The following is a 21,585-nucleotide window of genomic DNA, read 5'->3' on the forward strand; positions in this document are numbered from 1 at the left end:
AGAAATCAATGCCGCGCAAACCCTCATTTGCGTTCGCGTGAGTTCGCTTATGTTCCTTGGCGTGCCGCGCGACCGGGCGCAGGCACAATCCCCACCCATGACGCCCAACCCACGACAGTCGCAATTGCTGGAGGAAGTACGCGCCAAGGGCGCGGTCTCGGTGGAGGCGTTGGCCGAAAGGTTCGGTGTGACGCTGCAGACCGTGCGGCGCGATGTGAAGCTGCTCGCCGAGGCAGGGCTCCTCGCGCGTTTTCACGGCGGCGTGCGCGTGCCGACTTCCACGGTCGAGAACATCGCCTACCGCCAGCGGCAAAGCCTGAACGCCGAAGCCAAACAGCGCATCGCGCGGGCGGTGGCGCGCGCCGTGCCCGAGGGCTGCTCGCTCATCCTCAACATCGGCACCACGACCGAGGCGGTCGCGCGTGAGCTGCTGCGGCATCGGGGCCTGCGCGTCATCACGAACAATCTGAACGTCGCGGCCATCCTCACCGACAACCCCGACTGCGAGGTCATCGTGGCCGGCGGTGTCGTACGCTCGCGCGACCGCGGCATCGTCGGCGAAGCCACGGTGGACTTCATCCGGCAGTTCAAGGTCGACATCGCGCTGATCGGCATCTCGGGCATCGAGGCCGACGGCACGCTGCGCGACTACGACTTCCGCGAGGTGAAGGTCTCGCGCGCGATCATCGAGCACGCCCGCCAGGTGTGGCTGTGTGCCGACCACAGCAAGTTCAACCGTCCCGCGATGGTCGAGCTCGCCCACGTGAGCGAGCTCGACATGCTGTTCACCGACGCCCCGCCTCCGGAGCCCTACCCGCGTCTGCTGGCCGACGCGGGCGTGCTGTGCGAAGTGGCGGCCTGACACGCACCAGGAAGCACCGATGACCTACCTGCTCGCCCTCGACCAAGGCACCTCCAGCTCGCGCAGCATCGTGTTCAATGCCCAGGGGCACGTCGTCTCGATGGCGCAGCGGGAGTTCGCGCAGATCTACCCGCAGCCCGGCTGGGTCGAGCACGACCCCCACGAGATCTGGGCGACGCAGCTGGCCACCGCGCGCGAAGCGTTGGCCAAGGCGGGGCTGCAGGGGCGCGACATCGCGGCGCTGGGCATCACCAACCAGCGCGAGACCACGCTGCTGTGGAACCGACGCACCGGCGAGCCGGTGCACAACGCGATCGTCTGGCAGGACCGGCGTGCCGAGCCCACCTGCGCAGCCCTGCGCGACGCAGGGCTGGAGCCGCTGGTGCGCGAGCGCACCGGGCTCGTGATCGACGCGTACTTCTCGGCCACCAAGATCCAGTGGATGCTCGATCACGTGCCCGGCGCCCGCGAGGCGGCCGAGCGCGGCGAGCTGGCCTTCGGCACGGTGGACACCTGGCTCGTGTGGCAGCTGACGGGCGGGCGGCTGCACGTGACCGACGTGACCAACGCGTCGCGCACGATGCTCTTCGACATCCACCGCAACGAGTGGGACGACGAGCTGCTCGCCGCCCTGCGCATCCCGAGGAGCCTGTTGCCCCAGGTGCACCCCTCGGCGCACCTGTACGGCGAGACGCTGCCCGAGTGGCTGGGCGCGGCCGTCAACATCGGTGGCATCGCGGGCGACCAGCAAAGCGCCCTCTTCGGCCAGACCTGCTTCCGCCCGGGGCTCGCGAAGAACACCTACGGCACGGGCTGCTTCTTGTTGATGCACACGGGCAGCCATGCCGAGCTCTCCCGCAATGGGCTCATCACGACCTCCGCCGCCCAGACGACGCCGACGCGCGAGTATGCGCAGGAGGGCAGCGTCTTCATCGGCGGGGCGGTGGTGCAATGGCTGCGCGACGGGCTGCGCGCCATCAAGGCGTCCAGCGAAGTGGAGCGCCTGGCCGAGTCGGTGCCGGACTCGGGCGGCGTGATGTTCGTGCCGGCCTTCACGGGCCTCGGCGCCCCGTACTGGAAGCCGCAGGCCACCGGCACCATCGTCGGGCTCACGCGCGGCAGCGGGGCGGCCCACATCGCGCGCGCGGCCCTCGAATCCATCGCCTACCAGAGCGCCGCCTTGCTGCAGGCGATGAGCCGCGACGTCCAGGCCGCCGGCGGCGTGCCGGTCACCGAGCTGCGTGTGGACGGCGGCGCGTGCGTCAACAACCTGCTGATGCAGTTCCAGGCCGATCTTCTCGGCATCCCCGTCGTGCGGCCCAAGGTGATCGAGACGACCGCCCTCGGCGCGGCCTACCTGGCGGGGCTCGCATGCGGCGTCTATCACTCGCTGGACGAACTGGCGGCCCTGTGGCAGGTGGAGCGGCGCTTCCTGCCCACGATGCCGCGCGGGCGCGCCGAGGAGCTGATGCACCGCTGGGAGAAGGCCGTTCGGCAGGCGACGTTGGACTGACCCGCCCCCCCTCATTCGCGGGGTTCGCCCCCGTCCGTGCACGCTCGAGCGTAACGACTCGTGACATACTGCCGCGCCCGCGCGGCCGGCGTTACGGAGACCCGTGAGATAAGGCCGGGCGAGTTTGTGTGTTACCGGCGCAAAGCTGCGTCGTCTTGGTGACAATTCGGGTCACATGAATCGACGCGACTTCCTGTGGCAGCTGCCCGGGTGGACCGGGCTGGGTGTCCGGGGCCTCTCGCCGGCGCTCTTTCCCGCACTGTCGGCCGCCTCCACCGCCGCTTCCCGCGCACCGGGGGCAGCAACGCCCCCCGGGCCGCCCGCGGTGGCGTTCTTCTATGGCGCCGAGCCGCCCCTGGATGAGCTGCGGCTCTTCGACTGGGTCGTGCTCGAGCCGGGTCACGCGCTCGCCGCGCGGGCCGACGTCGCGGCCTCGCTGGCACCGCACGGTCTGGCGTTCGCCTATGTCTCGCTAGGCGAGGTGCACCCTGGACGCGACTACGCGGAGTCCCTCCCGCCGGCCTGGGTCCGCCGGCGCAACGAAGCCTGGGGCTCCTGGGTCATCGACCAAACTGCGCCGGGCTGGACGGAGTTCTTCCTCGACCGCGTCGTCGCCCCGCTTTGGAAGCAGGGCTTTCGCGCGTTCTTCCTCGACACGCTGGACTCCTATCAGCTCGTGGCCACCAGCGACGCCGAGCGCCAAGCGCAGGCCGCCGCCCTGCGGCACACGCTGGGCGCGCTCGTGCAGCGCTTCCCCGGGGTGCGGCTGATGCTCAACCGAGGCTTCGAGCTGGTGGACGCCGAATTGGGGCGCCATGTGGTGGCGGTGGCGGCCGAGTCGCTGTACCAGCGGTACGACGCGGCGACCGGCCGCTACGAAGCGGTGCCGCCAGCCGACCGTCGATGGCTGCTGGACCGCTTCGCCAACATGCGCCGGCTCGGGTTGCCCGGCATTGCGATCGACTACGTGCCGCCGGGCGCCCGCGACTTGGCGCGCGAGACGGCCCGTCGCATCGCGACGGACGGGCTCATTCCCTGGGTGGCCGACCCGGCGCTGGAGACGCTCGGCGTTGGCAGCGTGGAAGTCGTTCCACGCAAGGTGCTGCTGCTGCACGACCCGGTCGATGCACAGCACCTGAGGCTCAAACAGCGTTCGGCGCACCTCTACGGCGCCCTGCCCCTGGAGTACCTGGGCCTGGTGCCCGAGTACCGCGAGGTGACGGCCGCACCGCCGCCGCGGGCGCTCACCGGCCGGTATGCGGGCGTGGTGCTCTACCTCGACGATGTCTCGATGGGCGATGCCGCGCAGGATCTGATCGCGCGGGCCCGGCGCGAGAACGTGCCGGTGGTGGTGCTCGGCCAAGTGCCGCTGGAACTCCTGCGCACGCTGGGTGCCGAGCTCGTGGACGGCCGGCTCCAGGCCCCGGTGCGTGTGCAGCGGGCCGTCGGCACGCCGCCTGCCGAAGTGCTGCCGCGTGTGCTGCCCGACGAGACCTCCTTGCTGAACGCCGGCCCCGGTGCGCGGGTGTGGCTGTGGGCGGAGGACGGCGCGGGGCAACGCATGGACGCTGCCGCCATCACCCCGTGGGGCGGCTATGCACTGCCCGGCTTCGGAGTCTATGGGCTGCCGGGCGGCGGCGGCGCGCGCTGGGCGATCGACCTGATCGAGTTCTTGCGCCAGGCGCTGCGGCTGGGCGACGACCCGATGCCCGATGTGACGACATGCGTCGGGCGGCGCGCGTTCTTCGTGCATTTCGACGGCGATGGTTGGCTCAACCGTTGCAATCTTCCCGGCACGCCGACCGCGGGCGAGTACCTGGTGCGCGAGTACCTGATGCGCTACCGCGTGCCGGTGACCGTCTCGCTCATCGTGGGCGAGGTGAGCGAACAGGGCGTCTATGGATCACAGGCGGGTCTCGCCCAGGAATGGGCGCGCAAGGCTCTGGCCCTGCCCCACGCCCAGGCCGGCAGCCACACTTGGTCGCACCCGTTCCACTGGGGCGAAGCGGCTGGCTTGGACACCGCTGGGCGTGAACTGCAATACGGCGTGCACCTGCAGTTGCCGGGCTACGAGTTCGACCTGCGCACCGAGACCGCCGGCTCGAAGGCCTGGATCGAGGAGCGCCTCTGTCCGCCCGGCAAGCCCGTAGAGATGCTGCTGTGGTCGGGCAACTGCAACCCGCCCGCCGAGGCCCTCCGGCTGGCGCGCGAGGCCGGCATGGGCACGATCAACGGCGGGGGCGGCCCCCTGACGCGTGCCCGACCAACCCTCACCGCGCTGTGGCCCATGGGCATCTCCAAGCAGCGGGAGTACCAGGTGTACGCGCCGGCCTCCAACGAGATGGATTACACCGGTGACTGGCAGCCGCCCTATACGGGGTACGAGCATGTGGTCGACACCTTCGTCATGACCGACCTGCCGCGCCGGCTCAAACCGGTGAACATCTACTTCCATCCCTACCTGGTCACCCAGCCCGCCGGGGCGAAAGCGCTGCACGAGGTCTTTCGGTGGGCGCTCGCGCAACCGCTGCACCCGGTGACGGCGCGCCGCTACCACGACACGGTGCATGCCTGGCGCAGCGCGGCCGTCGGCCGACTGCTCGAAGGCGGCTGGCGCCTCGCCAGCGGGCGCCCGCTGGCGCAGTGGCGACAACCGGTGGCCGCCCCTGCGCCGTCAGTGGCCAGCAGCGACGGGCTCGCCGGCTGGAACGAGCACGGCGGGCTGCGTTACTTGCACCTCACGGCCGAGGACGCTCGCATCCGCCCGGGGCCGGCAGTCGCGCGCCTGGTCGACGCCAACGCGGAGATCGTCGCTTTCGAGCGCCTGCCCGGCGGCGGGTGGCGCGCGCGCTTGCGAGGCCACGTGCCCGCCGAGGCGCGCATCGAGGTCCCTCCCGGATGGCAGGTGGCGGGCTCCGGCACCCTGCGACGCCAGGGCTCCGAGGTCCTGGTGCGCAGCGAGACCACCGCACTCGAGGTGCAATGCCGCCCGGGTTGAAAGATCGCCCGGTGGGCTCGGGATCGCGCCATCGCACGGCACCGCCACAGGGCAGCCGGGCCGGATGGTGGCCGCTCGGCCGTCGCGTGGCGCGGCCTGCTGCCGTGGACCCGCCCTCCGACGAACAGCGGCGCCGGCCCCTGCTCAGCCTGTCGCCGGACGATCCGCGGCGCAGCCGGCTGTTGCCGCGCGGGGCGCTGGTGGGCCTCGGCGGGGTCTGCCTGGTGGTCCTGGCCATCGTGTTTCCCGGGGAGGGGCTGGTGCGGCTGATCGAGCGGACCGGCAATCACGCGCTGGCGATCGACTATTTGCAGAACCTGCTGCGACTGCACCCCGGCGATGCACGCCTGCTGACACTGCTGGCCGAGCGCTATCTCGCGATCGGCGAGGTGCGCCGCGCCTGGCAGGTGCTCCAGCAGGTCGCCGGCCCGCAGGCGGAGGCGCTGCGCGAGCGGGTGGCCGTGGCCTCATGGCGGGCGGCCCGCGACGCGGGGCAGACGCAAGAGGCCGCCTACTGGCACGCGATCGTGCTGGAGCGCGCCCTCTCGCGTCGCCCGGCCTCGGCGGCCGAGTGGATCGGCACGCTCGAACTGCTGCACGAACTGGGCGCCTTCGACCGCAGCGGCGCGCTGCTGGCCGAGGCCGATGCGCGCGGCCGCTCGGCTCCCCTGCAGGCGGAGGATCTCGCACGCCGCCTCCTGGCGCTGGCGCAACCGCGGGCGGCCGCGCAATTGCTCACCGCCGCCGCGCAGGCGAGCGACGGGCTGCGCCAGCGAGCGCTCTGGCGCGCTGCGGCGGCGGCCTGGCTCTCCGCGGGCGACGCGGTCCAGGCCTACCGGGTGGCTGCGGGCGGCCTGGGGGCCCCGGCCCCGGTGGACACCGCCGACGCATGGCTGCTCGCGCGGCTGGCGGTGGCTGCCGGTCAGCCGGTGGACGCCGCGCAGTGGTTGCGCCGCGCGCTGGGCATGGACGCGACGGGCACCCTGGAGGGCTCGGCCCGCCTGGACACGCGCGGGCTCGACGAGGCCTGGCGCGTCTTTGCCGCGGCCGGCGACCTCGACGCGGCGCTGCAAGTCAGCGCCCTCGCACGTCGCCTCGACGCTGCGAGCACCGTGTGGGCCGAGCGCCATGCCCGGGTGCTGGAATGGGCGGGCCGCCCCCGGGAAGCGCTGCCGCTGTGGGTGCAGCTCATGCGCGGGCCGCTCGCACGCGAAGCGCAAGGCCGTGTCCAGGCGCTGGCCCCCGGCCTGCTCGAATGGGACGCGATGATCGCCTACTGGCGCACGCGCGCAGCCGCCGGTGCGATGCCGTTCGCCGACTGGACCGCCTACATCACCTTGTTGCGACAGCAGGGCCGCACGGCCGAGGCGATCGAAGTCGCCCGCCGGGCGGTGCGGCAACACCCGGGCCTGCTGCGCGTGCTGGCGCAACTGCTGTGGGCCGAGGCCCAGGTGGACGAGGCGCTGGCCACCTACGAGGAGGCCGCCCGCAAGGGCCTGCTCGACGCGGCAGCGCGCCTGGAAGGCGCTGGCGCCATGCTCGCAGCCGTCCGGCTGGAAGACGCCGCCCGGCTCCTCGCCCCCGACCCGGAGGCCGGCACGCCGGCCGAGGTGCGCGAAACCTATCTCGAACTGCGGGCCGACCTGGCGTGGGAGCTGGGCGATGATCGCCGGGCATGGAGGGACTACGCCGCGCTCTACGCTCTCAATGGAGAAGGCGAGGACGCGATGGCCGAGTTTCGTGCCCAGCGCCTGCTTGCGCTCACGCGCCGTCTCCAAGGCAACTCCGCGGCCTTGCGCCTGGCCCCGTCGCTGTGGTCGCACCGTGCCTCGGCAGGTCTGGCCGAGCTGTGGCTGGACGTCATTGCGCAGCAGCCCAGCACATCGTCTCTGCTCGAGTGGGAGCGCGCCATGGCCGCTTCACCCGTGGGCGCGCAATTGCAGCGCCGCCCCGCGGTGGTACAGCGTCAGGCGGCGCTGTGGAGGGGCCTCGGCCACATGGAGGCGGCCCTGCGCCTGCTGCGCCGCGCACGGGCCCTGGCCCCTCAGAACGTGCCGATCCTCATCGATTGGGTGAGCTTGCTCCTCGAGCGCCAGATGCTCGAGGAGCTGCACGCGACGCTGGCGCGGGAGGCGGGTCGCCTGGAGCGCGATCCCGAGGGCGCATTGGTGCTCGCCGAGGCAGCGCGCGAACTGGGCCAGACCGCCTGGGCGGCGAAGCTGATGCGGGCCCAGTACGCGCGGCGCGAGCACGATCCGCTGTGGCTCGCCAGCTACGCTGATCTGCTGGAGCAGGTGGGCCAGCGCGGCCCGGCGCAGCGAGCACGGCAGCGCGCCTGGGACCTGCTCGTGCGCGCATCGGCCGCTCCTGCCGGCGCGCGGCCCCGCGCCGGCCAGGAACTCGCGCGCTTGCTGCTGCAACTGCGCCTCGCCCCCGGCCGGGCCACCGAGGCCGAGCAGCGGGCCTTGGTACGTGACCTGCGCGAGCGCTTGCGCGAGGGCGGTCTGGAGCCGGCCTCCGAGACCCTGGCCGACGCCGCCATCGTCAACTGGCTGCTCGCGCTCGACTTCGACTCGTGGGCCGATTGGTGGCTGGCACGGCGAGCCGTTGCCGGCTCGATCGGAGCGGGCCAGCGGCTGTTGCGGGCCCTCGCGCGGGGCGAGCGCGAGACGGTGCGCGAGCAATGGCGCGAAGGCAGCGCCTCGCTGACCGCCGAGGACCGCGCCGAAGCGCTGTGGCTGGTCGGAGAACGCGAGACCTCGCTTGCCGAAAGCGCGCGGATCGTGGAGCGGTCGGCGGCACGCGAGGACGACCCCGATCGCTTGCGGGCGTTCGCCAGCCTGCACACCGAGCGGCAACGCGAGCGCACTCACCGTGCCGAGCTGGGCTTGCAGGATGAGCGCCTGGGCGGCCTCGATTTGCGCCGGACCGGCGCGACCGTGCACCTCGCCCTCGGCGAGCGCCTCGGACTGACCGCGCACGGCCTGCGGGAGCGCCTCGCGCGACGCGGCGGCTCCACGCTGGCGCCGCTGCCGTCGGGCCAGACCCTCGCCGGCGTCGCACTCACCTGGCAGGCCGGCGAACGAGCCCGACTCTCGGCCGCCCTGCAGCGCCATGGCGTCGGCGAGCAGACGAGCGCCGTGCAGGTCGAAGGTCGCTACCAGCTCACCGACGCGTACCGGCTCGGCCTCTCGGCGGCCTATGACGCGGCCGCGGGCGACACCGACTTGCTGAGGCTGGCGGCGCGCCGGGACCACCTCGCCCTACAGTGGGAGGGTGTGCACGGGCGCCTGTACGGCACGGCCACGGCCACCGCCGCACGCTATCGCACCGACCGAGGAAGCCGCTTGGGCCGCACGACCGAGCTGCGCGCCGAAGCCGGCTACTGGCTGCGCCGGGCCGAACCGGTGCTCGCCGTGCGAGGCTTCGCCTCCTGGCGCGACGAGCATGCCGACGACATCCCGCGGCCCGAGCTCGGCCGCTGGGTCGCCAGCGGCGAGGCGTTGTCGGGCGCGCAGGTGCTGCCCGGCTCGCAGGCCGAGTTCGGCTTGGGTGTGCGCTGGGGGCTGGCCGATGGCCTGCCTTCGCGCCGCTGGTGGCCGCAGGTGGAGGTCACCTTGGCGCGTTCGAGCCGCACGGGCTTCACCCCTGCCGCATCGATCGCGTGGCGCGGGCCGGTGGCAGGCGACGACGAGCTCGAGTTCAGCGTGCAACGCAGCCAGTCCGACACCGGGCCCGGTCAGCAGGTGCGCCTGCAGTACCGGCGATGGTTCGGCCGGTAGACCACGACGAGAAGCGAACGATGGATCGACCCACGACACAAGGAACCGCAGCGATGGACTGCACAGCGATGACGAGACGGGTGGCCATGGCCTCGGGCCTGGCGTTGATCGCGGCCTGGACCGCGGGGTGTGCGGTCCGCGCCGTGCCCGCACGGGCTGCCGCCGTGAGCACGACCGACACGGTCGCCGTGCTGCCGCTGCACAACGCCACCGAGGCCGCGTTCGCGGACCGGCGCGCGCACGCGATTCTGGTGGCGCTGCTGCAGCAGCGCGGACTGAAGGTGCTCAGCTACCCGCTGCGCGGCCCCGACAACCCACTCGAGGCCACGCAGCCGCCCAGCCTGCAGGAGTCGCTGCAGTGGGCGCGGCGCGAAGGCGCGCGCTGGGCCATGAGCGGCACCGTCACCGAGTGGCGCTACAAGAGCGGCGTGGACGGCGAACCCGCCGTGGGCATCACGCTCAGCCTCACCGACGTGAGGAGCGGCGAGGTGGTCTGGTCGGCCACCGGGGCGCGCACCGGCTGGGGCTACGAGGCACTGGCCGCCGTCGGGCAGTCGCAGATCGAGGACCTGTTGCGCGGACTTCAAGTCCAGAGCGTGCCTGCCGCCGAACGTCGCTGATGCCCCTCCAACGCGCCCGCACCCGCCTGCGACGCCGCCGCGCCTGGTTGAACCGGGTGTGGCGGCCGCGCGCCGGCGCCACGACCTGGTGGGCGTGGACCGAGAGCGCGCTGCTGCCGCTGCTCGTGCTGGCCGCGGCCTGGCAACTCAGTCCGGCAGATCCGCTTGCGCTGCGGGGCGGCTTTCCATGGGTGTGGTTCGGCGCGTGGCTCGCCGCGGTTCGCTACGGGGCAGGCTACGGACTCTTGGGCGCCGCCTTGTACGCCGCCGTGTGGTGGTGGAACCACGGCAGCTTCGCGGCACCCGGCGCCCAGTTCGATTTCCCGGGCGAGTTCTTTCTGGGCGGCACGCTGATGACGCTCGTCCTGGGCGAGTTCGGCTCGGCCTACCGGCGCAGCGAGCGTCTGCACCGCGAGACCGCGGCGGACCTGGAGGTGCGGCTGGAGCGCACGAAACGGCGCCTGTTCATCGTGAAGGAGGCCCTGGCGACGCTGGAGCAGGAATTGGTGGACCGCCCCCTCACGCTGCGCGACGCCCTGCTCGATTTCCGCCAGTTGTGTGCGCAGTGGCAGCGTGAGCACCCCGATGCCGACGAGGACGATCGCATCCGCTTGCCGCAGGCCACGGGATTCCTGCAACTGCTCAGCCAGTCGTGCCGGGTCGTGGAATCCGCCATCTTCGTACGCGATGCTGCGGCCTCGCGAGGGTGGCGCAAAGCGGCGTCGCTCGGCCACGAGCTGCCCGATCTGGACGACACCCACCCGCTGATCGGGACCGTCCTCGAGAACCGCCACGCCGCCCACATCGCCCAGGAGTCGCTGGGCGAGGCCGACACCAGCGACTGGGTCTACGCAGCGGTCGTGCGCTGCGCCGAGGACGGCGAAGTGCAGGCCCTGCTGGCCGCCCATACGATGCCTTTCATGTCGTTCGAGCAGACGAACTTGCAGCGTCTGCAGGTGTTGGTGGACGCCTACCGCGACTTCGTCGAACGCGAGCAGGGTGTGGGGCCGCTGCGCGAAGCCTGGCCCGAGGCCCCCATCGAGCTGCAGCAGGAGTGGACCGCGCTGACGAGGCTGGGGCGGCGGGCCCGTCTTCACAGCCAGGCCGTGCTGTGGACGCTGCCGCAGTCGCTCAACCCCGGTCAGCGGGCAAGGCTGGAGCAGGCCCAACCGGTGGAAAGCGAGAGCTGGCTGATCGACGGTGCGGCGGGCAAGGCCGCCTGGGTGACGGTGCTGCCGCTCGTCAGTGCCGCGGCACTCAACGCCTACTTGCAGAACATGGAAGAGACGCTCGAGGCGGTGCTCGGCGAGCCCGCACAGGACATCGAGCCCGTCGTCTACACCGTGGACGCCGCGGGCAGCTTCGCCCGGCTGCGCGACGACGTGCGCCAGCACTTGCGCGGGGGGAGCTGAAGCGGTGGATCTCGCCAGCATCGCCAAGCTCGCCGCCGGCACCCTCGCACTCGAGACGGGCGCGCTGACGCTCCTGCTCAGCGGGGACCGGACGATGTACCTCGCTTTCTGGATCGCGCATGCCATAGCGTCGGTGCCGACGGCCCTGTTGATGCGTCGTCTTCTGCCCGCAGCGATGCAGCGCCCCGCGCGCCTGGCGCTCGCCCTCGCGTATGCCCTCGCCCTGGTGCTGCCCGTGCTTGGTGCGGCCGGCGTGTTGGCGGCCGCCTGGCTGGCACGCGCCTGGCCCGCCCGCGTGCAGCGGCTCGATCACCTGCGCGACGCGCCCAAGCTCGAAGTGTTCGCCCTCACGCTGGACATCGAACAGCGCCCCGACGAACTGCCCGCCGGGCAGGTGGCCCGCATGGCGCGAGACCCGGCGCGCCCGCGCGCCCAACGCATACGCGCCGTGCTGGCGCTGCGCGAGATGGCTCCGCGCGTGGCCGTGCCCACGTTGCGCAGCCTGCTGGCGGACCCGGACGAGGAGATCCGTCTGCTGGCCTACAGCATCGTCGAGGTGTGGGAACGCAACCTCACCGCCAAGCTGCAAGCCGCCATGCGCGAACTGGAAGGCCTGCGCGCCGAGGGTGCGCAGGGGGCGCAGTTCGCCCGCGCCGCGCAGCAAGTGGCCGAGCTGCAACTCGAGTTCGTCTACCAGGGCCTGGCCCAGGGCGACCTGCGCGACTTCACGATGGACCAGGCGAAGATGTACTGCCGGCTCGCGCTGGAGGCCACGCCGGCCGAACCGAGCCTGTTGATGATGCATCTGCGCCTGAGTCTGGCGCTGGGCGCGCACGAGGAAGCCCGCGAGATGCTGCTGCGCCTGCGCGCCACCGACGCCAGCCCCACCATGTGGCGCCCGTATGCCGCCGAACTCGCCTGGCAGGAGCGCCGCTATGCCGACGTGCGTCAAGTGCTGCGCCCCATGCGCACCGAGCAGGTGGCTCCGCGCCTGCGGCCGGTCGTGCGCGTGTGGTCGGCGCACGAAGAAGGAGGAAGAGACGCGACGCCCACCGCGCCCGCGCCCCTGTCGGCTCCGGCGACCCCGCCCCTGCATACCGCGCCGGAGGCCCTGGTATGAACACCATGCCGGCCGACCTCGTGCCGCCGCCCGGCACGCGCATCGATGTGATGCTGCTGCTGGAGGGCACCTACCCCTATGTCTCGGGAGGCGTGTCGAGCTGGGTGCATCAGATCGTCAGCGGCTTTGCGGACCTGCAGTTCCACATCGTCTTCATCGGCTCTCGCCCCGAGGACTACGCCCAGCCGCGCTACCAGATGCCGAAGAACGTCGTGGGGCTGACGCACCACTACCTGTTCTCCGAGGCGGTGTTGCCCCCGCCTCGGGAATGGCGCGGCGACCCGCGCACCGCCGAGGTGGTCGAGCGCCTGCACGATGAACTGCGCCGCAAGCAACACGCGGCCGCCCGCGCCGAGCTGCTCGCCCGCAGCCTGAAGCTCATGCGCGAGGACATGACCCTCGCGTACCTGCTGCACTCGCACGAGTCGTGGCGCTACATGACAGAGCAGTACCAGCTGCGCTGCACCGACCCGTCCTTCGTCGACTACTTCTGGACGGTGCGCACGATGCACACGCCGCTGTGGACGCTGGCCGACCTGGCCGAGCAGCTGCCCCCGGCGCGCGTGTACCACACCGTCTCGACCGGCTATGCCGGCTACCTGGGTGCCGTGCTGTCGCGCAGGCACCACCGGCCGCTCGTGCTCTCCGAGCACGGCATCTACACGAAGGAGCGCCGCATCGACCTCTTCTCGGCGCAGTGGATCAGCGACAACCTGCCGGTGCTCGAGCGCACCGCCGGCGAGACGGGGTACTTCCGCGAGCTGTGGATCCGCATGTTCGAATCGCTCGGGCAGATGTGCTACGACGCGGCCGACCCGGTGATCGCCCTGTACGAGACCAACCGCCAGCGCCAGATCGCCGACGGGGCCGATGCGCGCACCACCTGCAACATCGCCAACGGCATCCACGTGGGCCCCTTCGCCGCCACGCGCACGCAGCGGCCCGAGGTGCCGCCGCCGGTGATGTGCCTCATCGGCCGCGTGGTGCCGATCAAGGACGTGAAGACCTTCATCCGCGCGGTGCGCGTGGCGAGCAACCGCATACCCGAGCTCGAAGGCTGGATCGCCGGCCCGGAGGACGAGAACCCCGAGTACGCCCGCGAGTGCCGCGAGCTGACACGCAGCCTCGACCTGGAGCACAAGGTGCGGTTCCTGGGCTTCCAGAAGCTCGTGGAGCTCATGCCCAAGATCGGCCTCGTCGTGCTGTCGTCGATCAGCGAGGCCTTGCCGCTCGTGCTGCTGGAGGGCTATGCCGCCGGCGTGCCGGCCGTCACTACCGACGTCGGCTCGTGCAAGCAGCTCATCTACGGCCTGGGCCCCGAGGACGAGGCGCTCGGGGCCTCGGGCGAGGTGGTGGGCATCGCCGATGCACAGGCGCTGGGCCAGGCCTGCGCGCGCCTGCTGTCGGATCCCGACGCCTACCGCCGCGCGCAATCCGCCGGCATCGAGCGCGTCGAGCGCTACTACACACAGCCGCTGATGTTCGAGAAGTACCGCCTGGTCTACGAGGACGCCCTCGCACGCAGCGAGGCCCGCCAGCGCGGCGTGCCCGACGAGGTCGGCCGGGTGGCCACCATCCTGCGCGGCGAGGCGCCCTGGCCCGCGCGCGAGGAGAGCGCCTGATGGCCGGCATCGGGTTCGAGCTGCGCAAGCTCCTGCGCACCGAGTCCTACCTCGGGCTGCTGAGGGCCTATACCTACGCCTCCATCATCAGTTCCGGGCCTTGGGTGTTCTCCATCGTCGGGCTGATCGCGATCGGTGTGCTGTCGATCGGCACCGTCTACCCCGACGCGCTGATCGTCCAGTTCCAGGTGACGGTCACGTACCTCATCATGAGCTCCCTCATCGTCACCGGCGGGCTGCAACTGGCCTTCACCCGCTGGGTGGCCGACCGGCTGTTCGAAAAGCGCGACCGAGCGGTGGTGCCCAACTTCCTGGGCGTGACCCTCGTCACCACCGCCGCCAGCGGCACGCTGGCGTGGCTGTTCGCCTGGATCGGTTTTCGCGACGCGAGCAACCTCTACCGCGTGTTGCTGATCGCCGGCTTTGCGCTGATGAGCAACATCTGGGTGGCCACCGTCCTGCTGTCCGGCCTCAAGCAGTACCGCGCCATCCTGCTGCTCTATGCGGGCGGCTATGGCTTATCAGTCACGCTCGCGTGGGCCTTGCGCCCGCTGGGCGTGGAGGGGCTCTTCGCCGGCTTCCTGGGTGGGCAGTTCGCGATGTGGTTTGGCATGGTGGCGCTCATCCTGCGCAACTTCCCCCTGCGCGAGCCGATCTCGCTCGAATGCTTCGGCCGCCGCCAGATGTACCCCGAGCTGCTGCTCGCCGGCTTCTTCTACAACCTCGGCGTGTGGATCGACAAGCTGGTGTTCTGGTACTCCGAGCAGACGTCGCAGCACGTGATCGGGTGGATGCGCGCCTCGGTCATCTACGACCTGCCCGTGTTCCTCGCCTACTTGTGCGTGATCCCCGGCATGGGCATCTTCCTCGTCAAGTTCGAGACCGACTTCGTCGAGTGGTACGACAAGTTCTACGACGCCGTGCGCGAAGGCGGCTCGCTGCAGGACATCGCCCACTACCACGACCGCATGCAAGAGACGGTGCGCGAGGGCCTCTACCAGATCATGAAGGTGCAGACGATCACGCTCCTGGCCGTCTACACCTTCGTGCCGTCGCTGTTCGCGTGGATCGGCATCAGCGATCTGTACATCCCGCTCTTCCTCGTGCACGCCGCGGCCGCGAGCTTCCAGGTGATGCTGCTGGCCGTGCTCAACGTGTTGTACTACCTCGACCGCCGCCGTGAGGTCGTCGCCGTCACCGTCACCCTCACCGTGCTCAACGTCGCGCTGTCACTCTTGTCGATCACGCTGGGCGCCGAGTTCTTCGGCTACGGCCTGGCGCTGGCGCTGCTGGGCGCCCTGATGCTGGCCCTGTGGCTCGCTCAGCGGCTCTTTCGCAAGCTGGAGTACTTGACGTTCATGTTGCAGTGAAGGGTGGAATCGGATCGCCGGATTGGGTACTCTTGGTGCTGGCCCATGCACCGAAGCCTCGGGGTGTCCAGATGCTTACATCCGACGTGATCCGCGCCGTTGCGCAACAGATGAAGGCGGCCCAGGATGAAAGCCGCCAGATTTCCCCGTTCAGCGCGCAGATCGAGGGCTTTGACCTCGCCTCTGCCTATGCGGTCGCAGACCTCATTCATCGAGGCCGCGTGCAGCAAGGCGCCGTACCGGTCGGACGAAAGATCGGTTTCACCAATCCGCACATGTGGGATCGCTATGGTGTGCGAGAACCGATCTGGGCCTACGTCTATGACTCCACCGTCGTCCACACCGATGGCAAGCTGCGGCCTTGCTCCATCTCCCAGTTCACCGAGCCCAAGATCGAGCCGGAGATCGTCTTTCACTTCCACAAAGCGCCACCTCTTGAACCGGACCTCCCCTCCGTTCTCGAATGCATCGACTGGGTCGCGCACGGGCTCGAGATCGTGCAGTCGCACTTTCCCGGATGGAAGTTCGAGGCGGCCGACACCGTCGCCGATTGGGCTCTGCACGCAACGCTGCTCGTCGGCGAACCTCAACCGCTCAGGCGCCTCGGAATCGGCGTGATCGACGACCTCCAGCGCTTCACCGTGGACCTCTCCTGCAACGGTGTGCTGCGCGAACGCGGCGTTGGAGCCAACGTGCTGGGCAGCCCGTTGCTTGCTCTGGCGCACCTGATCTCCGTGTTGACCCGACAGCCCCAGTACCCGCCGCTCCAGACCGGCGAGTTGGTGACCACCGGCACGATCACGACCGCGCATCGCGTCCAGGCAGGCGAAGTCTGGCGCACCGACCTGCACGGCATTGCCCTGCCCGGGATGGCGGTGGAGTTCGTTTCATGAGATCGCTGCAGGCGAATCGCGCCTGAGACGGGCCGCAGCCCGAACTCGATCGACGCGCGCTCCTGGAGACATCGCCGTGGGCTGGATCATCACGAAGTATCTCGTCACTGCCGCCGTCGTCGTGCTGGTGTCGGAAGCGGCAAAGCGCAGCGACAAGCTGGGCGGGTTCATCGCCGCGCTCCCACTGGTGACGTTCCTCGCTCTCATCTGGCTCTACGTCGAGAAGCAGCCCGAAGAGAAGATTTCCAACCATGCGTGGTACACGTTCTGGTACGTGCTGCCGACGCTGCCCATGTTCCTGGCGTTCCCGTTTTGGCTGCCTCGCCTCGGGTTCTGGCTGACCCTGCTGGCCAGCGTGGGCCTTACTGTCGTTTGTTTTGGCTTGTTTGTGCTGCTGGTCCGCCCATTCGGCATCCACCTGCTGCCGTGAGGGGGACGACGATTCGTGGCCCTTGCCGCGCACGATGCAGCTTCACGGGCAGTTCCTCGTAGGGCGGCAGGTCCGTGCGCCGGGGAACGGGGCGATCCTTCACGTCTTTCATGCCCGGGGATTGTCCGCGGTCGAGCCTGCCCCTGCGCGGCTCAGGGCCTGGCATCCCGGCCTGGGGCTGCGAGCCGGGCCTATGGCCCGAGGGTGGGTGATCGGCATTTGACGCGCGTGCAGCGCTTGTAGGCGAGCGCTGCCGTCACTACGCTGTCAGAAGCCGGGGCACCGCATCGGAAGCCTCGACATCCGAGGAGCTTGCCATGGACATGAACACCCGCAATGCGGTCAACTGGTTCGAGATTCCGGTGCGCGACATGGACCGCGCACAACGCTTCTACGAGACGGTGTTCGGCATCACGATGCCGCGCACCGAGATGGACGGTCATCTGATGGCCATGTTTCCCGCCCACGAGGATGGCGTGAACGGCTGCCTGTCGATGGGCGAGGGTTGCGAGCCCGGATCGCAAGGTGCCACGGTCTACCTCAACGCCGAGCCCGGGGTCCAAGAGGTGCTGTCGCGTGTGGAGCGCGCCGGCGGGCGCGTCGTGATCGGCCGCACCGAGATCTCGGGTGGCCACGGCTACTTCGCCCAGATCCTCGACCCCGAGGGCAATCGCGTGGGTCTGCACGCGATGCATTGAACAGCCGCTCTCCTGGCCAGATCGAGGCGCGACGCGCCGGGCCGCCGATGAGGCGCCCGGCGCGTCTTCTCTTGCGTCGCCTTTTCTTCACGGCCGGGGCTTTCCCTAGGGCTCCTCGAGAGGGTGCGCCCGTATAGTGGTTGCCGCAAAAACGAACGTTCGTTCTTTTATTGCGGCCCGACACCACTCATCGACCACGCATCCAGAGGAGACCCATGCAATTCAAACGATCCCTGGTCGCGGCACTGACCGCGCCGCTGTGGCTGGCCGCCTGCGGGGGCGGCGGCGACGATCCCACTCCTTCCGAACGCGGTCAGGTGCTCGCCTCCTCGCTCGCCGGGCAGGCCACCGCCCAGCAGATCGACGCCGGCACGCAGGCCTCCGGGCTCCAGCCGCTGTCGGGGCCCGCACAGTGCAACGTCGACGTGCGCTACATCGTCTACGTCACCCGCGATCCGCAGGGCCAGCCCGCCACGGCCAGCGCCGGCGTGCTCGTGCCGAGCGGCAGCTCGGCGGCGTGCAGCGGCAACCGGCCCGTGGTGCTGTACGCCCACGGCACCACCTTCACCCGCACGAAGAACATGGCGCAGGTGAGCGACACCGACCCGGACCCCGCGGTGGACAACAGCGACAGCGAGGCCAAGCTGGTCATGGCGATGTTCGCCGCACAGGGCTACATCGTCGTCGCGCCCAACTACCTCGGCTACGACCGCTCCAGCCTCACGTGGCACCCGTACCTGAACGCCGAGGCGCAGGCGATCGACATGATCGACGCATTGCGCGCGGCCAAGAAGGTGCTCACGGCCGAAAGCGCGACGAAGCCTTCGTCGCACCTGTTCATCACGGGGTACTCCCAGGGCGGCCACGTCGCGATGGCCACGCACAAGGTGATCGAACGGGATTACGCACGCGAGTTCACGGTGACGGCGTCCGGGCCGATGTCGGGGCCCTACAACCTCGCGAAGATGACCACCATCATCAACAGCGACGGGACCAACGCGAACGTCAATGCGGGTGGCACGCTGTTCACCCCGCTGCTGCTGACCAGCTACCAGAAGTCCTACGGCAACATCTACTCGTCGCCGTCGGATGCGTACCAGGCGCCCTACGCCTCCACCGCCGAGACGCTGTTCCCCACGGACACGCCGATCCCCACGCTCATCGGGCAAGGCAAGCTGCCCGCGGACCCGACCTTCCGGCAGCTGTTCGGCGCCGGAGGGCTCATCAACGAGAGCTTCCGCCAGGCCTTCTTCAGCGACCCCAACAACGGCTTCAAGGCGGCGGTGGAGCGCAACACGCTGCTCGGCTGGACGCCTCAAAAGCCGATGGCCCTGTGCTACGGCGCGATGGACCCGACCGTGTTCGCCTTCAACAGCACCGATGCCGCTGCGGACTTCAACTCGCGGCTGCCCGCCGAGTTGCAGGTGCCGGCCTTCGATCTGGAGACGACGTCTTCGGGCACACCGCCGCACCTGCAAGCGGCGTTCTCCCTGCGCAAACAGCAGGTTGCACAAGAGGCGGTCGCGAACGGAGCCGTCGACGGGGGCACGAGCGCGGTGCTCGCCAAGTACCACGGCGAACTCGTCCCGCCGTTCTGCGCCGCGTTGATCCGCGGCTTCTTCGGCACCGTGCTGATGTCCAGCCTGTGAGCCAGGAGGCGACCCCATGACACGTCTTCGCGCATCGCTCGCCGCCGTCCTCGCCGCACTCGGTGCGACAGCGGCCCCGTCCGCCGTGGCTCAGGAGCAAAGCTTCTACATCGGCGGGGCCTACATCGCCATCGACTCCAAGGCGGACCCGCTGGCCGGGCCGCCGGGCTCCACCCCGCCGAACTCGCGGCTGGACGTGGACGACGCACGCACCCTCGTCTTCGGCTACCAGCGCTACTTCAACGACCACTGGGGCGTGGACGTCGCCCTGGGCATCCCGCCCAAGCACAAGGTGTACGGCAAGGGAGCGCTGGAAGGCTTCGGGCAGATCAGCTCGTCCAAGCAGGTCGCCCCGACCGTGTTCGTGAACTACCGCTTCGGGGACCGGACAGACCGTTTGCGCCCCTTCGTGGGGGTCGGTGTCAACTACACCCGCTTCATCGACACCCGCAGCACCACCGCCGGGATCTGGGCGAGCGGCGGGCCGACCAGGATCAAGCTCAGCGACTCCTGGGGCTGGGCCGTGCAGGCCGGCGCGAGCTACGCCCTCACGCCGCGCTGGTCACTCAATGCCACGGTGGCCGCGGCGGACGTGAAGAGCGACCTGACCGCCACCACGACGGAGCCCGGCGGCACCACCACCGTGCGGCGCACGACCATCGACTTCAACCCGGTGGTCTTCACGCTCACGCTAGGCTGGAAGTTCTGACCGGGTCACGGGTGGCGGGGCGTGAGACCGCCTTGCCCCGCCTGCGCCGTCACGCCGCGGCGTCGGCCGGCTGGCGCGTGAGCGTCCAGCGCAGCGCCTTGCCCGCTCGCAGGTCCAGCGTGACCTGCGAGCCGCCCGGGTCCGTCCAGCGGAACCGCTCGATGCCCGGCTCGGGCGGCTCCAGCTTCTGCCCGAGGCTCTTGGTGAGCAGAACCACTTGCAGCATCGGCATGCCGGGCTTGAGCCGGGCGTTGAGCATCACCGCGCTGTCGACGTAACCGATGGGCGCGCTGCCCGCGTTGCGCATCACGCGCACCGCCTTGTTGAACTGAAGCAGCAGCCAGAAGACGATGCAGGTGAAGGCGAAGGCGAGGCCCGCCCACCGGTACTGCACCCACCCCACGACCAGGGCCATCAGCGCCAGGGTCCAACCGATCCATGCGTTCATGGCGCCATGTTAGAGCCGGCGCGCCCCGCCTGACCTGCGGCGATCCACAGGCTCGGCGCCCGCTCGCGGCGCCTCGGCCGGCGGTAGGCGCCCGCGCTCAGAGGCCTTTGACGACGTCGATCGCCTGCTCCACACGCTCGACCGGGTGGATCGCGAGCCCCTCGATCGGCTTCTTCGGTGCGTTCGCCTTCGGCACCACGGCCACGCTGAAGCCCAGCTTGGCTGCCTCCTTCAAGCGCTCCTGCCCGCGCGGTGCCGGCCGCACCTCGCCCGCCAAGCCCACCTCGCCGAAGGTGAGGAAGCCCCGGGGAAGGGGCCGGCCGCGCAAGCTGCTCTGGATGGCGAGCATCACCGCCAGGTCCGCCGCCGGCTCGCTGATGCGCACACCGCCCACCGCATTGACGAACACGTCCTGGTCATAGCAGGCGATGCCCGCATGACGGTGCATCACCGCCAGCAGCATCGCGAGCCGGTTCTGCTCCAGGCCGACGCTCAGCCGCCGGGGGCTGGGGATCGGCGAGTTGTCCACCAGGGCCTGGATCTCCACCAGCATGGGCCGCGTGCCCTCGAGCGTGACCAACACGCACGAGCCGGCCACCGGCTCGTGGTGGGTGGACAGGAAAATTGCACTCGGGTTGGCCACCCCCTTCAGGCCCCGCTCCGTCATTGCGAAGACGCCGATCTCGTTGACCGCGCCGAAGCGATTCTTGAACGCGCGCACGAGCCGGAAAGCGCTGTGCGTGTCGCCTTCGAAGTAGAGCACGGTGTCGACGATGTGCTCGAGCACCCGTGGCCCCGCGAGCGCGCCCTCCTTCGTGACGTGCCCCACCAGCACCATCGCGGCACCGGTGGCTTTGGCCGTGCGCGTGAGCTGGGCCGAGCATTCGCGCACCTGCGCCACCGAGCCCGGCGCCGAGGTGAGTTGCTCGGAGTAGATGGTCTGGATCGAGTCGATCACCACGACGTCGGGTTTCTCCACCTCGACCGTGGCGAGGATCTTCTCCAGCTGGATCTCGGCCTGCACGCGCACGCCCGAGCCGTCGAGCCCGAGCCGCCGTGCGCGCAGCGCCACCTGCGCGCCCGACTCCTCGCCCGTCACGTACAGCGTCCTCATGCGTCGGGACAAGGCCTCGAGCGCCTGGAGCAGCAACGTCGACTTGCCGATGCCGGGATCGCCGCCGATCAGCACCACCGCGCCGGCCACGATGCCGCCGCCCAGCACCCGGTCCAGCTCCTCGATGCCGGTGGGCACGCGCTCGACATCCGAAGCTTCGATCTCGGCCAGGGTCGTGACGGGGCTGGACTTGGCGAGCGCCTGGAAGCGGTGCCGCGAGCCGCTTTCCGGCACGGTCTCTTCCAGTGTGTTCCAGGCGTTGCAGTGCGGGCACTTGCCCAGCCACTTGGGGCTGGTGCCGCCGCATTCGGTGCAGATGTAGACGGTCTTTTCCTTCGCCATGCG

General features: G+C 70.3%; 16 protein-coding genes. 14 read left to right on the plus strand and 2 right to left on the minus strand.

Annotated elements, in window-relative coordinates:
• Nucleotides 1–97 precede the first annotated feature (97 nt).
• From OMP39_RS14130 to OMP39_RS14195, 14 genes are all read left to right on the plus strand, one after another.
• Nucleotides 98–862 carry a DeoR/GlpR family DNA-binding transcription regulator gene (locus OMP39_RS14130; protein WP_264892419.1) on the plus strand — a complete coding sequence of 255 codons (765 nt, stop codon included), beginning with the start codon at nucleotides 98–100 and terminating at the stop codon, nucleotides 860–862.
• A 19-nt stretch (nucleotides 863–881) separates the two neighbouring features.
• Entirely contained in the window at nucleotides 882–2,375 is a 1,494-nt protein-coding gene (gene glpK / locus OMP39_RS14135; RefSeq protein ID WP_264892421.1) for a glycerol kinase GlpK, read from the plus strand.
• Between the two features lie 175 nt (nucleotides 2,376–2,550).
• On the plus strand, nucleotides 2,551–5,373 hold the full coding sequence (locus tag OMP39_RS14140) for a bifunctional glycoside hydrolase/polysaccharide deacetylase family protein (RefSeq protein WP_264892422.1): 2,823 nt from the start codon (nucleotides 2,551–2,553) through the stop codon (nucleotides 5,371–5,373).
• Nucleotides 5,374–5,477: 104 nt separating this feature from the next.
• Entirely contained in the window at nucleotides 5,478–9,155 is a 3,678-nt protein-coding gene (locus OMP39_RS14145; RefSeq protein ID WP_264892424.1) for a tetratricopeptide repeat protein, read from the plus strand.
• Nucleotides 9,156–9,208: 53 nt separating this feature from the next.
• Nucleotides 9,209–9,775 (plus strand): penicillin-binding protein activator LpoB, encoded by a 567-nt coding sequence (locus tag OMP39_RS14150; RefSeq protein ID WP_264892426.1) that lies wholly within the window; start codon nucleotides 9,209–9,211, stop codon nucleotides 9,773–9,775.
• A complete protein-coding gene (locus OMP39_RS14155) occupies nucleotides 9,775–11,187 on the plus strand; it encodes a hypothetical protein (RefSeq protein WP_264892427.1) in 1,413 nt (470 codons plus the stop codon). The genes OMP39_RS14150 and OMP39_RS14155 overlap by 1 nt, the downstream gene beginning before the upstream one ends.
• 4 nt (nucleotides 11,188–11,191) lie before the next feature.
• Nucleotides 11,192–12,307 carry a hypothetical protein gene (locus OMP39_RS14160; protein ID WP_264892429.1) on the plus strand — a complete coding sequence of 372 codons (1,116 nt, stop codon included), beginning with the start codon at nucleotides 11,192–11,194 and terminating at the stop codon, nucleotides 12,305–12,307.
• Entirely contained in the window at nucleotides 12,304–13,929 is a 1,626-nt protein-coding gene (gene pelF, locus OMP39_RS14165) for a GT4 family glycosyltransferase PelF (RefSeq protein ID WP_264892431.1), read from the plus strand. The genes OMP39_RS14160 and pelF overlap by 4 nt, the downstream gene beginning before the upstream one ends.
• On the plus strand, nucleotides 13,929–15,299 hold the full coding sequence (pelG, locus tag OMP39_RS14170; protein ID WP_264892432.1) for an exopolysaccharide Pel transporter PelG: 1,371 nt from the start codon (nucleotides 13,929–13,931) through the stop codon (nucleotides 15,297–15,299). The genes pelF and pelG overlap by 1 nt, the downstream gene beginning before the upstream one ends.
• A gap of 71 nt (nucleotides 15,300–15,370) precedes the next feature.
• The gene (locus tag OMP39_RS14175) at nucleotides 15,371–16,192 is read left to right on the plus strand and encodes a 2-keto-4-pentenoate hydratase (RefSeq protein WP_264892434.1); all 822 of its coding nucleotides are present in this window, start codon (nucleotides 15,371–15,373) and stop codon (nucleotides 16,190–16,192) included.
• 76 nt (nucleotides 16,193–16,268) lie between these two features.
• A complete protein-coding gene (locus OMP39_RS14180; RefSeq protein WP_264892435.1) occupies nucleotides 16,269–16,622 on the plus strand; it encodes a DUF3147 family protein in 354 nt (117 codons plus the stop codon).
• A 317-nt stretch (nucleotides 16,623–16,939) separates the two neighbouring features.
• Nucleotides 16,940–17,320 carry a VOC family protein gene (locus tag OMP39_RS14185; RefSeq protein WP_264892437.1) on the plus strand — a complete coding sequence of 127 codons (381 nt, stop codon included), beginning with the start codon at nucleotides 16,940–16,942 and terminating at the stop codon, nucleotides 17,318–17,320.
• A gap of 215 nt (nucleotides 17,321–17,535) precedes the next feature.
• Nucleotides 17,536–18,969, plus strand: coding sequence for an alpha/beta hydrolase family protein (locus OMP39_RS14190; RefSeq protein WP_264892439.1), 1,434 nt, complete (start codon nucleotides 17,536–17,538; stop codon nucleotides 18,967–18,969).
• 16 nt (nucleotides 18,970–18,985) lie between these two features.
• Nucleotides 18,986–19,678 carry an OmpW/AlkL family protein gene (locus OMP39_RS14195; RefSeq protein ID WP_264892440.1) on the plus strand — a complete coding sequence of 231 codons (693 nt, stop codon included), beginning with the start codon at nucleotides 18,986–18,988 and terminating at the stop codon, nucleotides 19,676–19,678.
• 49 nt (nucleotides 19,679–19,727) lie between these two features.
• Here OMP39_RS14195 and OMP39_RS14200 read toward each other — a convergent pair whose 3' ends face one another.
• The gene (locus OMP39_RS14200; RefSeq protein WP_264892441.1) at nucleotides 19,728–20,126 is read right to left on the minus strand and encodes a hypothetical protein; all 399 of its coding nucleotides are present in this window, start codon (nucleotides 20,124–20,126) and stop codon (nucleotides 19,728–19,730) included.
• A gap of 97 nt (nucleotides 20,127–20,223) precedes the next feature.
• Nucleotides 20,224–21,582: a DNA repair protein RadA gene (radA, locus tag OMP39_RS14205; protein WP_264892442.1), complete on the minus strand. Its 1,359-nt coding sequence runs from the start codon at nucleotides 21,580–21,582 to the stop codon at nucleotides 20,224–20,226.
• Between the last annotated feature and the right edge of the window lie 3 nt (nucleotides 21,583–21,585).

It is taken from the genome of Schlegelella aquatica, from assembly GCF_026013905.1.
GTDB lineage: Bacteria > Pseudomonadota > Gammaproteobacteria > Burkholderiales > Burkholderiaceae_C > Caldimonas > Caldimonas aquatica.

Bases quoted from the DNA above. Each gene is read 5' to 3' on its own strand.
- OMP39_RS14130 (WP_264892419.1), top strand. From the start codon at position 98: ATGACGCCCAACCCACGACAGTCGCAATTGCTGGAGGAAGTACGCGCC.
- glpK (WP_264892421.1), top strand. From the start codon at position 882: ATGACCTACCTGCTCGCCCTCGACCAAGGCACCTCCAGCTCGCGCAGC.
- OMP39_RS14140 (WP_264892422.1), top strand. From the start codon at position 2,551: ATGAATCGACGCGACTTCCTGTGGCAGCTGCCCGGGTGGACCGGGCTG.
- OMP39_RS14150 (WP_264892426.1), top strand. From the start codon at position 9,209: ATGGACTGCACAGCGATGACGAGACGGGTGGCCATGGCCTCGGGCCTG.
- OMP39_RS14155 (WP_264892427.1), top strand. From the start codon at position 9,775: ATGCCCCTCCAACGCGCCCGCACCCGCCTGCGACGCCGCCGCGCCTGG.
- pelF (WP_264892431.1), top strand. From the start codon at position 12,304: ATGAACACCATGCCGGCCGACCTCGTGCCGCCGCCCGGCACGCGCATC.
- pelG (WP_264892432.1), top strand. From the start codon at position 13,929: ATGGCCGGCATCGGGTTCGAGCTGCGCAAGCTCCTGCGCACCGAGTCC.
- OMP39_RS14175 (WP_264892434.1), top strand. From the start codon at position 15,371: ATGCTTACATCCGACGTGATCCGCGCCGTTGCGCAACAGATGAAGGCG.
- OMP39_RS14185 (WP_264892437.1), top strand. From the start codon at position 16,940: ATGGACATGAACACCCGCAATGCGGTCAACTGGTTCGAGATTCCGGTG.
- OMP39_RS14190 (WP_264892439.1), top strand. From the start codon at position 17,536: ATGCAATTCAAACGATCCCTGGTCGCGGCACTGACCGCGCCGCTGTGG.
- OMP39_RS14195 (WP_264892440.1), top strand. From the start codon at position 18,986: ATGACACGTCTTCGCGCATCGCTCGCCGCCGTCCTCGCCGCACTCGGT.
- OMP39_RS14200 (WP_264892441.1), bottom strand. From the start codon at position 20,126: ATGAACGCATGGATCGGTTGGACCCTGGCGCTGATGGCCCTGGTCGTG.
- radA (WP_264892442.1), bottom strand. From the start codon at position 21,582: ATGGCGAAGGAAAAGACCGTCTACATCTGCACCGAATGCGGCGGCACC.